Below are 13,574 nucleotides of genomic sequence, written 5' to 3'. Positions count from 1 at the left end.
TTACTTGGCGTCGGCCAGATGTCATTCCACGATCTCCGCGGTCTCCACGACCGCGTGCATGAGAACGTCCGCTCCCGCCATGGCCCAATCCTTGGAAATCTCCTCGGCCTCATTATGGCTCAGCCCGTCAACGCAGGGGCACATCACCATGGCCGTGGGCGCAACGCGGTTGATCCAGCAGGCGTCGTGCCCGGCACCCGAGACAAGGTTGCGGTGCGAATAGCCCAGCCTTTCGGCGGCGTTGCGCACGGCCGTCACGCAGCCTTCGTCAAACTTGACGGGGTCGAAACCGCCGACCTTCTCGAATTCGATCTCGAGCCCCATTTCCTCGGCAATCTTGTTGCCCTCGGCGCGCAGCCGGGCTTCCATGTCCTCGATCACCTCGAGCTGCGGCGACCGGAAATCGACAGTGAACACAGCCTTTCCCGGGATCACGTTGCGCGAATTTGGATAGATGTCGATATGGCCTGCCGCACCGACGGCATCGGGCTTGTTGGACCAGGCGATCTCGTCCACCTTCTCCAGTACCCGCGCCATGCCGAGGCCCGCATTCCTGCGCATGGGCATGGGGGTTGAGCCGGTGTGGCTTTCCTTGCCGGTAATCGTCACCTGGGTCCAGCTCAGCCCCTGCCCATGCGTGACAACTCCGACATCCTTTTCCTCGGCTTCGAGAATCGGGCCCTGTTCGATATGCAACTCGAAAAAGGCGTGCATTTTGCGCGCACCGATCTTTTCGTCCCCGCGCCAACCGATGCGGTCCAGCTCATCCCCGAAGCGCCTTCCATCCGCATCGGTGCGGTCCTCGGCCCAATCTTGCGCGTGAACACCGGCAAACACCCCCGAGGCCAGCATGGCAGGGGCGAAGCGTGTGCCCTCTTCGTTTGTCCAGTTGGTGACGACGATCGGATGTTTCGTCCTGATATTAAGGTCGTTCAAGGTCCGGATGATCTCGAGCCCGCCAAGAACGCCGAGCACCCCGTCATATTTCCCGCCCGTCGGCTGGGTATCAAGGTGAGACCCCACGTAGACAGGCAGCGCATCAGGGTCCGTTCCCTCGCGGCGCGCGAACATGTTCCCGATCTCGTCAACACCCATGGTGCAGCCGGCCTCGTCACACCACTTCTTGAACAAATCGCGGCCTTCCGCATCGGCGTCGGTCAGGGTCTGACGGTTGTTGCCCCCCGCGACACCGGGGCCGATCCGGGCCACTTCCATGAGGCTGTCCCACAGCCGATCCGCATTAATCCTGAGGTTCTGACCGGGTGCGGTCATGGCAGTCTCCTTCCTGTTGTGACGTGGACCCGCATTTCCGGATCTCTTGCCTTCGGTCTTATCTTGACCGTATGGTCAGGGATGACAGCAGCACAGCTTGACCAACTGGTCAAGAAATTTCTCGGAGAGTTGTGATGGCACAATCCGCCCGCCCGCTCAGCAAAAAAGAAATCCGCCAAGAGAACGAACGGCTGATCCTCGACGCGGCTGAAAAAGTCTTTGCGGAAGCAGGGTTTGGCGGGGCAACGATGCAGTTGATCGCCGATCTTGCGGGCCTGCCCAAGGCGAACCTGCATTACTACTTTCCCACCAAGGAAGCGCTGTACCGGCAGGTGGTCCAGAATATCTTTCAGGACTGGCTCAAGGCCGCCGACTTCTTCGATGCGGCGTCGGGGCCGGCAGAGGGTATTGGCGCCTATATCGACGCCAAGATGGAAATCAGCCGACGGCACCCGGCCGGCTCCAAGGTCTGGGCGTCGGAGGTGATGCACCGCGCGCCGGTCATCCAGGATTACCTGGAAACCACGCTGGTCGAGTGGACGGAAGACCGCATGCGCATCATCGAGCGCTGGATAGACGAAGGAAAGATGGACCCGGTCGACCCGCGGCACCTGCTCTACATGCTATGGGCAACAACCCAGCATTACGCCGATTTCGGTCACCAGATCGAGACGCTGAATGGCAGCACCGCCTTGGACGAGGAACAATGGGAGGCGGCCAAGCAATCGGTAAAGGACATCATTCTCAAGGGCATCGGCGCACGCGGCACGGATTGATCCTGGCGCCACCTTTCCAGTCGATGAAAATTACATCATTCTTGCCAAGCCTTTTCCGCGACGGAGCCATAGATGAATGACGCGCAGCCGGCCCGCAAGCCGAGCCGAATCCAGCAGAAGAACCGCAAACGCATCCTCGACGCGGCGCTCGACGTGTTTTCACAACACGGGTACCGGGGCGCGACGCTCGACCAGATCGCGACACAAGCCGGCCTGAGCAAGCCAAACATCCTTTACTATTTCGGCGGCAAGGAGGAGATTCACGTCACGTTGCTCAACCAGCTCATGGATGCATGGCTGGCCCCGCTGCGCGAGATCGATCCCGATGGTGACCCGCGCGAGGAAATACTGCATTACGTCCACCGCAAACTCGACATGAGCCGAGAGTTTCCCCGCGAAAGCAGACTTTTCGCCAACGAGATACTGCAAGGCGCCCCACGGATGGCCCCGCACCTGGAAAGCGGTCTGAAACCGCTTGTTGATGACACCGCCGCCCTGATCGAACGCTGGATCGCCGAGGGCAGGCTGGCCCCTGTCGATCCGCGGCACCTGCTTTTCTCGATCTGGGCGACCACGCAGCATTATGCCGATTTCGAGGCGCAGGTGCGCGTTTTGGCGGGGGGAAAGCCCGTCCATGACGAGGCATCCGCCTTTCTCGACACGCTCTACGGCCGGTTATTGCAACCAATCACGTGAAAGGGCCCGGACGACGCCCAAGCCCTGCCACGGCGCAAGACGGCCGCCCCGCGCGATGCGCGAAAGCCGCGGAGACGGTACCCCGCGGCTTTCCCGGCAGTCTTGTTATAGCCTAAAGGCCGCGGGGGGCCGTGGCTACTCGGCCGCGCATTTTCCCGGGTTGTTGGGATGCGTCGTCCAGTTGGCGTACTCCTCTTGTACAACCTCCCTTGTACGCTCATCCATGGTTCCGGGTGCCAGACGTTCCATCGTGATGCACCCTTCGACGGGGCAGACATTCACACAAAGATTGCAGGCCACGCATTCACTGTCATCCACGTCGAAGACCCTGTCTTCGGACATGGTGATCGCTTGGTGGCTCGTGTCCTCACAGGCGGCAAAGCACCGGCCGCATTTGATGCACAGGTCCTGATCAATCCGCGCCTTGGTCACGTAATTGAGGTTGAGATGCTGCCAATCGCTGCAATTGGGCACCGCACGCCCCACCAACTCGTCAACGGATGTGAAGCCCTTTTCATCCAGGAACTCGCTCAGGCCCGAGATCATCTCCTGCACGATCTTGAAGCCATAGGTCATCGCGGCGGTACAGACCTGCACGTTGCCCGCGCCAAGCGACATGAACTCGGCCGCGTCACGCCACGTTGTGACCCCGCCGATGCCGGAAATCGGCACCCCGTTCAGATCAGGGTTCCGCGCGATTTCCGCCACCATGTTCAACGCGATAGGCTTGACTGCCGGACCGCAATAGCCGCCATGCGCCCCCTTTCCGTCGATCATGGGCTCCGGCGCGAAGCTGTCGAGATTGACCGACGTGATGGAGTTTATCGTGTTGATGAGCGAAACCGCATCGGCGCCACCGTCCTTGGCCGCCTGTGCGGGTTTGCGGATATCAGTGATGTTCGGCGTGAGCTTGACGATCACCGGCAGGTCCGAATGTTTCTTGCACCATTCCGTGACCTGCTGAACGTAGTCGGGAACCTGCCCCACTGCCGATCCCATGCCACGTTCGCTCATCCCGTGGGGACAACCGAAATTGAGCTCCACCCCGTCACACCCGGTTTCCATCACGCGTTCAAGAATGGCTTTCCAGCTGTCCTCGTTCACAGGCACCATCAGGGACGCGATCAGCGCGTGATCCGGATAGTCCTTCTTCACACGCGTCATCTCCTCTAGGTTCACCTCGAGCCTGCGGTCGGTGATGAGTTCGATGTTGTTCAGACCCAGAAGTCGCCGGTCCGCCCCCCAGATCGCGCCGTAACGGGGGCCGTTCACGTTGACGATCGGCGGGCCGTCTTCCCCCAGCGTCTTCCATACAACACCGCCCCAGCCGGCCTCGAATGCGCGGCGGACGTTGTATTCCTTGTCCGTTGGCGGCGCGGAGGCCAGCCAGAACGGGTTTGGGGATTTGATCCCGATGAAGTTCGATTCGAGATTGGCCATCTTGCTGATCTCCCTGTTTGAATTTGGCGCGGCGTTACCCGCGCGCGCCTGTCAGGCTGGCGTGGATATCCTCGGCGGCGTCGCGTCCCTCGGCAACTGCCGTCACGGTCAGGTCATCACCGCCCGCAGCACAATCACCCCCGGCCCAGACACCTTCGACGCTGGTACGTCCGGCACCGGTGATCTTGATCTTGCGACCGTCGAGCTCGGGAAGGCCGTCCGCTTCGAGCGTCTGGCCGATTGCCTTGAAAACCTGATCGGCCGGGAGGCGGAAGGTTTCGCCGGTCGGCGCCAGATCGTCATCCGTGAACTCGAATTCGACTTCGCGCACCGACCCGTTGCCGTGGATGGCAATGGGGACCGCGTTGGTGATGATCCGGACCCCCTTGGAGGCTGCGAGATCCCGCTCGTATTCGCTGGCATTCATGCGGTCGTGGCCGCGCCGGTAAACAAGGCTGACATTCAGGGCGCCCAGCAACTTGGCCTGAACGGCCGCGTCAACCGCCGTCATGCCCCCACCGATCACGACGACATCGCGCCCGATGGCAAGCTCGGACAGGTCACCCGCCTGCCGCAGATCCGAAATGAAATCAACGGCATCAAGTATGTTGTCCTTCTCCTCGTCCTGCAAGCCGAGCGCATTGACGCCCCCGAGCCCGACCCCGAGGAACACGGCGTCGTAATCCGATTTCAACTGATCAAGGGACAGGCCCTGCCCCAGTTGCTTGCCCGTTTCAACGGTAATGCCCCCGATACCGAGAAGCCAGTCGACCTCGCGCTCGGCAAACCCGTCGACCGTCTTGTAGGCCGCGATACCGAATTCGTTCAACCCGCCGGGCTTGGCGCGGCTATCGAAAACAGCTACGTCGTGACCGCGCATGGCCAGCCGATGCGCACAGGCGAGGCCCGCGGGGCCCGCCCCGACGACGGCCACGCGTTTTCCCGTCGGCGCGTCCCGCGTAAACGGGTGACCCTTGTTTTCCATAATCGTATCAGTGGCATAGCGCTGCAACTGCCCGATGAGAACCGGCTTGCCCTCGGCCGCCTCACGGACGCATGCCTGCTCGCACAGGGTCTCGGTCGGACAGACACGCGCGCACATGCCGCCGAGAATGTTCTGATCGAGGATGGTCTTGGCGGCGGCCTCGGGGGTGCCGGTGGCGATCTGTCGTATGAACAGGGGGATGTCTATCTCGGTCGGGCACGCGGTGATGCAGGGGGCATCATGGCAGAAATAGCAGCGGTCAGCCGCCACGAGCGCGGCGTGATCATCCAACGGCGGATGCAGATCGGCGAAATTCTGTTCGTATTGCGGCGCGTCCAGCCGGCCAGGATGAATGCCGGGGTTTAGCGTCTTGTCAGTCATGGCTTGCTCCGAATGGGTGGCTCCGACAGGGGCAGTATCCCACGTTTTGAAATTTTATCAATTGGTAAAATTTATCCAATCCAAAAGGATTGGGATTGACGCCCCGTTCGGGTAGCCAAGCCGCGAATCACGGCTCAACCCCTTGGTAAACGTGGAAAACGGGGGGCCGCATCGCGGGCGTATCGCGTCGGTAACGCGTCAGCGCGGAACGCGAGGGCGGGCATCGTGAAGGCGGCGTGCGTTGCACCGCGCCGCATGTCATGCGCGTCAGCGAGAGCGTTCGTGTTCGAACCGTTGGCGCGCGATCGACTCGTGACGGTCGGCTTTCTGCTGGTTGGCCAGGGCCTGTTCCACGTAATCGAGATGGGCAATCACGGCGCGGCGCGCGGCGTCGGGATCACGTGCCTGCAACGCGGTATTGATGGCGCGATGCTGGTCAAGCAGGGCGCCGCGCGTGGTGCGCTGTTTGAACATGACCTGCCGGTTGTAAAACACGCCTTCGCGCAGAAGCTGAAACATCGACCGCATCATGTGCAGCATCACGACGTTGTGGCTGGCCTCGATGATGGCCATGTGAAATTCGGCGTCGAGGCGGGCCTCGTCCTTGGGCCCTGTCTTGTCATGGGCCGCCTGCATCTTGTCGAACACCGTCTGGATCACGCGCAGGTCGGTGTCCGAGGCCAACCGCGCGGCACGCTCCGCCGCCAGCCCCTCGAGGTCACGGCGGAACGCGATGTAATCGAAAACGGCCTCGTCGTGATCCGCGAACAGGCGGACAAGCGCCGGTGAGAACGCGTTGCCGAGCACGTCCGCCACGTAAATTCCCGAGCCCGCCCGCGTGGCCAGCAACCCCTTTTCCTGCAACTCCGAAATCGATTCGCGCAGCGACGGCCGGGACACGCCGAGCTTGTCGGCGAGGTCGCGCTCGGGCGGGAGGCGTTCCCCGGGCCTCAGGATGCCGCGAAGGACAAGTTTCTCGATCTGCCGGGTGACGGCCGACGAGAGCTTCTCCGGGGTGACTTTCTGATAGGGCATGTCGCGGCTTCCGTTCCTCAGACCGACGTGGTTATAAGGCCGCACGCCCCGCACCAACAAGAGGTTTCGAACGCCGTCGGCCATGCTGGCCCTGCGCCGGACGCAACCGGGCCGTCATGCGGGCCGGTTCCCGCGTCAGGCCAGCATGCCCCCGTCGCTGTCATCACCCGCCTCTTGCAACAATTTCTCGAAATCCGGCACGGTCACGTGCCGCTTGCCTTCGAGTTCGATCACGCCCTCCTTCCTGAGGACGGACATCTGGCGGCTGACGGTTTCCAGGGTCAGGCCAAGGTAATCCGCCATCGCCTCTCGCGTGAGGGGAAGATCGAACACGATCCTGCCCTTGATTCCCTGCATCTTGAGCGAGGCATCACGGCGCGCGATGATGGAAAGCAGTGACGCGATCTTCTCCCGGGCTGTCTTGCGGCCCAGAACCAGCATCCATTCGCGGGCCGCGTCGAGTTCATCAAGCGTCATCTCGAGAAGCCGCTGCGCGATGTGGGGCGTGCGCAGCATCATGTCCTCGAACGGTTTGCGCCGGAAACAACACATCACCACGTCGGAGGTCGCCACGACGTTATAGGCGGCCGCGTCGCGGCCGGGCCGACCGACGAAATCACTGGGCAGCAAAAGCCCCACCATCTGGGTGCGCCCGTCTTCCATCGTCTGGGTCAGGGTCGCGATCCCCGATACGACGGACCCCACGAAATCCATCGGATCACCCGACCAGATGACAGTCTGGCCGGCCTCGAAATTGCGGTAGTATTTTATCTGGTCCAGACGCTCGAGCTCGTCCGCCTCGCAGCGCGCGCAGACGGCCCGGTGCCTGATGGGACAATCGCCGCATTCGCGCGGTATCGAATTCGTTTCTTCCTTCAACATCGCACTCACTTTTTGCTTTCTTGATCTGGGTCAAGGATTTCGCCGCAGCGCGCGTCTTACATGGATGACATGATGACCAAAGCACAAATGAAACGGCTGGGGCTCTTTGACGCAAAGGTGCCCCGCTACACGAGCTACCCGACGGCCCCTCATTTCTCGAACAACGTGGGCGCCTCGGATTTCGCGGGCTGGATCGAGTCGATCCCCCCGGCTGCGGAGATCTCATTGTATGTGCATGTACCCTTCTGCCGTCGGCTGTGCTGGTTCTGCGCATGCCGCACGCAGGGAACGCAGAGCGATGCCCCCGTACGGGCCTATCTCGAGACCTTGAAGGCCGAGATGGCGATGCTTGCGCGTCATTTGCCCGAAGGTGTGCGCTTGTCAAGGCTGCACTGGGGCGGTGGAACGCCAACCCTCCTTTCTCCCGATATGATGCAAGAGCTGGCGGAGGTTATCAAGCAGGTCGTCCCGTTTTCCGAGAAAACCGAATTTTCCGTGGAAATCGATCCGAACGAGATCGACGGCGCCCGGCTGGACGTGCTGGCGGCGGCGGGCATGAACCGCGCCTCAATCGGCGTGCAGGATTTCGACGATGCGATCCAGCAAAGCATCGGGCGCATCCAGGGCTACGACGTGACCCGCGATGCCGTGCAGGAGATCCGGGCGCGCGGAATCCGCAGCCTCAATGCCGACATCCTGTACGGCCTGCCGCACCAGACGCCGGCCCGTATCACGGAGAGCGTGCAGAAGCTGCTGTCGCTCGACCCGGATCGTGTCGCGCTTTACGGGTATGCGCATGTTCCGTGGATGGCCAAGCGCCAGCAGCTCATCCCGTCGGACAGCCTGCCGACACCCGAGGAACGTCTGGACCTTTTCGAAACGGCGCGCCGCCTTTTCCGCTGGGACAATTACACGGAAATCGGCATCGATCATTTCGCCACCCCAAAGGATGGGCTGACCGTCGCCCGCGACGCCGGTACGCTGCGGCGCAACTTTCAAGGATATACCGACGACACGGCGGATGTATTGATCGGGGTCGGCGCGTCGTCGATATCGCGGTTCCCGCAGGGTTACGCGCAGAACGCCCCCGCGACGGGCGCGCATACCGGCGCGATCCGGCAGGGGCGGTTCTCGACCACGCGCGGCCACGTCTTTTCGGGTGACGACCGGATGCGCAGCCGGATGATCGAGGCCTTGATGTGCGATTTCCGGATCGACTCCGCCGAAATCACCGCCCGCTTCGGCATTTCGCACCGCGCCCTGCGCGGCATGTTCGATGGCGTTTCGGCCGCATTCGCGGGGTTGGTGCGGGTCGATGACAGCGGCCTTTTCATTCCGCCCGAGGCACGACCCCTCGCCCGGATGATCGCCCGCAGCCTCGATGCCTACGAGATGGACGAGGCCGGTCACAGTTCAGCCATCTAAGCCCGGCGCGGGGCGGTGCGCATCGCCAGTTTCAACCTGCAGAACCTGCGGCTGCGGCACGGTGCGGGCGGCCCCCGTCTTGACGGGGCCCGCGACAGGGATACCGGCGAAAGCGCGGCGCCCCGGCTCGATCAACGCGACCGCGAATTGACGGCGCGGGTGATCGCCGCGCTCGACGCCGATGTGATCGCGCTGCAAGAAGTGTTCGACCGGGCCACGCTGGAGCTTTTCCACGATACGTACCTGCTGCCCACAGGGATCGCCGCCTATACCCATCGCATCTGCCTGCCGGGCAACGACGGGCGGGGGCTGGACCTTGCCCTGCTCAGCCGCGTTCGCCCGGCGGACATCAGGAGCCACGCGAAACTGCGTCCGGGGGATCTGGGGTTGACCGCACCGGCGGGACATGCCGCGGAAACGCCCGTCTTTCGGCGCGATTGCCTCGTGGTGGATATCGGCGCGCTCATGCTGGTGATCGTGCATTTCAAGGCGCCCTACCCCGACGCCGCGGCGGCGTGGCCCGTTCGCCATCTCGAGGCTCTGGCGGTGCGCCGACTGATCGAACGGCGGTTCGACGATCCGGCGCGCGGCCTGTGGATGATCCTCGGCGATCTCAACGATCCGGCCCGGCAGACGGAACAGCGCGCCGTGTCACCCGTATTGCCGCCATTTTCGGTCAGCTTGCTGGACCGTCTGCCCGGGCAAGAGCGGTGGACGTATTACGATGCGTGGTCGGGGGGGTATGGACGGCCCGATGACATGCTGGCCAGCCCGGCCCTCGCTGCCGCCTTTCCCGACAGCCGGCCGGATGTGCACCGCGAAGGGCTGGGGCTGGAGGCAAGGCGCCATACCGGCATACACCTGCCGCAGACGGGGCGCCACCGGCCCCATGCCAGCGACCACGCCGCACTTGTCATCGAGTTTCCGGGGCTAGGTGCCCCGACGCACGACCGCGCATGAAGGTCACCGCCCAAGCGGGATTTCGCGGGTGCCGGCGCGAGGCGCCGGTCACCGGCGTTCGCGCTCAGTCGTCGGTTTGTTCGGCCATCGGCGCGTTCACGAAGGTGATCACCGGCCATTCCCCCGCGCGCATCGCGGACTTGGCCATCCAGCCGTTGGCCTCGTTGAACTGGGCCCGGCACCAAATTCCGTCGGACGTGGTGAGGCAGGCATTGACCGTGACCTCGGACTCCGCCGGGATCGTTCCGATGACCTGCGCATCGCGACGGGGCTGGCTGCGCGCATTGAGGTTCACCAGCACCTTGATCCGGGCGAGGCCATCCTCGAATGCGGGCGCCTCTGTCGCCGACGGCTCGGCACAATCCTGCGTGAACCCCAGGTAATAGCAGCCGTGCAACTTGATGGCCGCCGTCAGGTCGGCCTTGGCGCCGCTGCCGCTTTGGCGTTCGAGCACCAGAGCATTCGGCGGGCGCACGTAGTCACCTGACAGGCGCTGCGGGTTCCCGCCAAGCGCCGCCACCTGCTGACCCGACGACGTTTCCAGCAATATCTTGCCAGACTCGACACGCCACGAGATCTCTTCGGTCAGCGGCGCGGCGCAGCCCTCGGTGGCCCCCTTGAGAAGGAGGGTTCCATCGTCCGACACGCTCTCGTTGCTCAGGTATATCCGGCACGGGCCGTTGCCGTCGCTGTAGGAGTCCTCGAATGCGAACCAGGCACCCGAGAAGGCTTGGCGCAGTTCCTCTTCGGTCTGCGCGAGCGCGCCCTGCGCGAAAAACGGAAGGGCCAGCGCTGAAAGAACAGCATTTCTTAAACCGACGTTCATTTACGTGGATTTCTCTCTTGTTATGGAATTTCGCGGGTGACTTCGTGACTTTCACGATAAACGGTGCGGTCGCCCTCGGACAAGACCAATGTGACCTTCAGCGTCCCCTCGTCCGCCAATGAAACGGTGCTCGTGGCGACCTCGTCGCTCTGGCCCTTGCGCGTGCGGATGCGGCGGGATTGCTGCGTCTGGACACGCCCGTTGCCATCCTGTTTCAGCACCGTCATCTTCGCCTCTATTGTCCCGCTGCCGCGACCGTCGAGCGACGCGGTGATCCGGTAGCCGCCGTCAGTCGGCACGACGTTCAGGGACCCTGTGGCGGAGATGTCCCCGGCGAAGGTGGGCGCCGCCGCCATCAGCGCACATCCCGCCGACGCAAGAACCGACCTCAGGTACCGGCGCAGGTTCTGGTGTCCCATGTCGCTGCCCGGATTGTCACTGTGATCCCAACGGCCGCTGTATGATCGTGACCTGGCCGCCACCGGACGTCGAGACGACGCTTGCCGGCAACGAGGTGCTGGTGTTGTTGCCTTCGACGGTGAAGGAAACCGATGCGCCCGCCGTGGTGACGTCAAGGGACGTGTTGTTGCCGTCGCCGACCTGCGTCAACAGGCCCTCGGCATCGGTACCGACGACAGCGACAGTGCCCACGTTGTTGTTGCCTTCCTGCAGGAGCGAGGCGCGTGACGCGCCGCCAGCCGTGGACAAGGTGCCGGAATTGTTGTTTCCCTCCTGATACAGCAGGACCTGACCGGACCCCGCGTCGATCGATCCATCGTTGTAATCCCCGGACTGAAACATCCCGACTTGCGTATCGCTGCCCGCGACAATACTGGCCGAATTGCCGATCCCGCTCTGCGTGGCGGCACCGTTCGGATCGAAGGAAATCAACGGATCCTCGATGCTGAGAAACTGCGTCTCGTCCGGCGCCGGAGCAAGCGAGATGATATTCGTTGCATCGTTGGGATCGACACTGTTCCGGGACACGCCCGCGACGGACGAATTGCTTGCGCCCGATTGGTCGATGCTCAACGAGTTGCCATCCGATACGTTCGGGGGCGTCTCTTGTATCACGAACGCGTTGTTGCCGCTACCGGCGACAGCAGCGCCGCCGGCGCCAAGAGACAGGGCGGCAGTGAGTGATGCTGACAAAATGTTTTTCACGTAAGGTCTCATGGCAATCCCTCCATATTAAGGAAGGATAACATCAGTTCTGGATCATGACCACCGAATTTCGCGTGCCGGCCTGCGAAACGCCGGCGCTGTTGCCGTGACCGGTCTGCGCGATGCTGACCATGTTGGCCGTCCCGTCGGACAAGATGGTGGCCCGGTGGGCCTGCCCGGTCTGCAGGACCGCGAGCTGATTGGCCTCGCCCGTGATGCTGGCGGTCAGGATGTGCGCGCTGCCGGTTTGCGCGATTCGGCCCGGTTCGAGCAACGACGGGGTTCTCCGTGCCCAGTTCGCACCGGGAAGGACCGCCTGCTCGGCCCCAAGGTGCAGGCGGGCCGTATGACCCCCGTCCGCGGACTGGTCGATCATCAGCCGGTTTTCCGACGGGGCCCCGGTCCGGTCGAGAATGTTCGGATTGTCCTCCGCGCCGGCCGCGCCGCCAAGGCCGGCCGATGCCACGAAAAGCGTCACCCAGAATCCGCGTGAAAACTGCCGCGTGTTGCGCACCATTGATCTTCCCCGTTTGATCGTCGCCTGTAGGGACATACAATCAGGGAATTCTGCCCAAATTTTGGCATGCGGGTGCGAAAATACGAAAAAGGCGGCCTATTTCGGGGCCGCCTTTCGCGTCTTTCGGTGCCGTCCGGCTTTACCCCAGGACCTCGTCCTGCCTCGGCGGCGGCGGCGGATCGGGCTCTGCCTTGGGCCTGTTCCGGCGCGTGCGTATATCTTCGGCGCGCTTGACGGGGCGCGTTTGCGGAATGGCGGCCGCCTTGCGCGTGGCCGGGCGCGCCGCGGCGGCGCGGGCCGAGGGCGGGACCTCTCCGTTGAACAGCTCCTGCCGGTAGCCGGAAATGAACTTGCGCTCGGCCTCCTCGCTGTCGAAGCTCCAGATGTTGCGCATTGCCCCCTCGGCGATCAAGCCCATCACCGCCTTCTCAACCGATTGCTGCACCGCGATCTGGCGCGGTTCGTTGGTGCTGTAGCCGGCTTCGGCTTCGAGCAGCTTGTCCAGCTCGATGTAGCGGAAGACGTCGCCCTGATCCTTGATCGACGCGATCGGCTTGCGCGCGACGACGTTCGCCAGCACCTCGCCGGTCTCGGTGGACACGGCCCGGATATTGACGCTGACCACGTCGTATTTCCATTCGCGGTTTGCACCGATACCGAGATACCGCGCCCCGACACCGCCGGTATTCATGTTCGTGTCGTAGCCCACGACACCGCCGGTGATGATGATTCCCGCATGCATCAGCGGCCCGAGCACGGCGGGATTGACGTTCTGTTCGCCGCGGTACTGCTGACGCATCCGTTCGATGATCTGGCGCTCCTGCACGACGGCTTCGAGGCTGGAGCGGTCCAGCACCGAGAACCAGCGCCCGTTGGACGCGTCCTGCAACGCCTTGATGAGCAGGGGCGCGCCGGCCTGTGTCACGGCGCGCGAGAGGCTCTGCACCCTGTCACGTTCCTTGTACTGGCCGGTCAGGTCGGGGAAGTCGTAAACGGCAACGATCTGGCGCTGCGCGGGGGGCGCGATTTCGCGCAAGGACCTGTTCTGCGCCGTGAGGTTCCCGACGCTGGCGACATGTGTTCCCTCGTAAAGCTGTTCGCTACGCACGCAACCGCCGATGACGGCCACGGCTGCCAGTGCGAGAAGAATTCTTGAAATACGCGATGTCATGCGAAGCACTCGTTCCAATATGTTCCATTCCCTTGGTGGCGCCC

Annotated in this window: 14 protein-coding genes; 4 read left to right on the top strand and 10 right to left on the bottom strand. The window is 63.1% G+C overall.

Translation table 11 applies throughout. From position 1 onward, the window contains the following. Positions 1–21: 21 nt before the first annotated feature. Complete coding sequence (locus ACH107_RS01830; protein ID WP_412504397.1) at positions 22–1,272, bottom strand: Zn-dependent hydrolase; 1,251 nt, start codon at positions 1,270–1,272, stop codon at positions 22–24. Positions 1,273–1,406: 134 nt separating this feature from the next. Between ACH107_RS01830 and ACH107_RS01825 the strand changes: the two genes are divergently transcribed. Together ACH107_RS01825 and ACH107_RS01820 are read left to right on the top strand one after the other, a co-directional pair. After that, positions 1,407–2,048: a TetR/AcrR family transcriptional regulator gene (locus tag ACH107_RS01825; protein ID WP_412504396.1), complete on the top strand. Its 642-nt coding sequence runs from the start codon at positions 1,407–1,409 to the stop codon at positions 2,046–2,048. A 72-nt stretch (positions 2,049–2,120) separates the two neighbouring features. Continuing rightward, positions 2,121–2,744, top strand: a complete 624-nt coding sequence (locus ACH107_RS01820; RefSeq protein ID WP_412504395.1) for a TetR family transcriptional regulator C-terminal domain-containing protein — start codon at positions 2,121–2,123, stop codon at positions 2,742–2,744. Positions 2,745–2,879: 135 nt separating this feature from the next. Here the strand turns inward: ACH107_RS01820 and preA are convergent, their stop codons facing one another. From preA to fnrL, 4 genes are all read right to left on the bottom strand, one after another. Continuing rightward, the gene (gene preA / locus ACH107_RS01815; protein WP_412504394.1) at positions 2,880–4,184 is read right to left on the bottom strand and encodes an NAD-dependent dihydropyrimidine dehydrogenase subunit PreA; all 1,305 of its coding nucleotides are present in this window, start codon (positions 4,182–4,184) and stop codon (positions 2,880–2,882) included. Between the two features lie 34 nt (positions 4,185–4,218). Then, positions 4,219–5,550 (bottom strand): NAD(P)-dependent oxidoreductase, encoded by a 1,332-nt coding sequence (locus tag ACH107_RS01810; protein WP_412504393.1) that lies wholly within the window; start codon positions 5,548–5,550, stop codon positions 4,219–4,221. A gap of 267 nt (positions 5,551–5,817) precedes the next feature. Next, positions 5,818–6,585 (bottom strand): FCD domain-containing protein, encoded by a 768-nt coding sequence (locus ACH107_RS01805; protein ID WP_412504392.1) that lies wholly within the window; start codon positions 6,583–6,585, stop codon positions 5,818–5,820. A 135-nt stretch (positions 6,586–6,720) separates the two neighbouring features. Further along, entirely contained in the window at positions 6,721–7,467 is a 747-nt protein-coding gene (gene fnrL, locus ACH107_RS01800; RefSeq protein ID WP_412504391.1) for a transcriptional regulator FnrL, read from the bottom strand. Positions 7,468–7,536: 69 nt separating this feature from the next. Here fnrL and hemN point away from each other — a divergent pair, with 69 nt between their 5' ends. Then, on the top strand, positions 7,537–8,892 hold the full coding sequence (gene hemN, locus ACH107_RS01795) for an oxygen-independent coproporphyrinogen III oxidase (RefSeq protein WP_412504390.1): 1,356 nt from the start codon (positions 7,537–7,539) through the stop codon (positions 8,890–8,892). 15 nt (positions 8,893–8,907) lie between these two features. Continuing rightward, positions 8,908–9,852 carry an endonuclease/exonuclease/phosphatase family protein gene (locus ACH107_RS01790; protein ID WP_412504389.1) on the top strand — a complete coding sequence of 315 codons (945 nt, stop codon included), beginning with the start codon at positions 8,908–8,910 and terminating at the stop codon, positions 9,850–9,852. 64 nt (positions 9,853–9,916) lie between these two features. Here ACH107_RS01790 and ACH107_RS01785 read toward each other — a convergent pair whose 3' ends face one another. From ACH107_RS01785 to ACH107_RS01765, 5 genes are all read right to left on the bottom strand, one after another. Then, complete coding sequence (locus ACH107_RS01785; RefSeq protein ID WP_412504388.1) at positions 9,917–10,678, bottom strand: AprI/Inh family metalloprotease inhibitor; 762 nt, start codon at positions 10,676–10,678, stop codon at positions 9,917–9,919. Between the two features lie 20 nt (positions 10,679–10,698). Further along, a complete protein-coding gene (gene csgH / locus ACH107_RS01780) occupies positions 10,699–11,097 on the bottom strand; it encodes a curli-like amyloid fiber formation chaperone CsgH (protein ID WP_412504387.1) in 399 nt (132 codons plus the stop codon). A gap of 16 nt (positions 11,098–11,113) precedes the next feature. After that, on the bottom strand, positions 11,114–11,842 hold the full coding sequence (locus ACH107_RS01775; protein WP_412504386.1) for a hypothetical protein: 729 nt from the start codon (positions 11,840–11,842) through the stop codon (positions 11,114–11,116). 43 nt (positions 11,843–11,885) lie between these two features. After that, positions 11,886–12,359: a hypothetical protein gene (locus ACH107_RS01770; protein WP_412504385.1), complete on the bottom strand. Its 474-nt coding sequence runs from the start codon at positions 12,357–12,359 to the stop codon at positions 11,886–11,888. A gap of 139 nt (positions 12,360–12,498) precedes the next feature. After that, positions 12,499–13,530: a CsgG/HfaB family protein gene (locus ACH107_RS01765; protein ID WP_412504384.1), complete on the bottom strand. Its 1,032-nt coding sequence runs from the start codon at positions 13,528–13,530 to the stop codon at positions 12,499–12,501. Positions 13,531–13,574: the final 44 nt, after the last annotated feature.

It is taken from the genome of Roseovarius halophilus (ex Wu et al. 2025), assembly GCF_047086965.1.
This window is presented reverse-complemented; position numbering and strand designations above follow the sequence as displayed.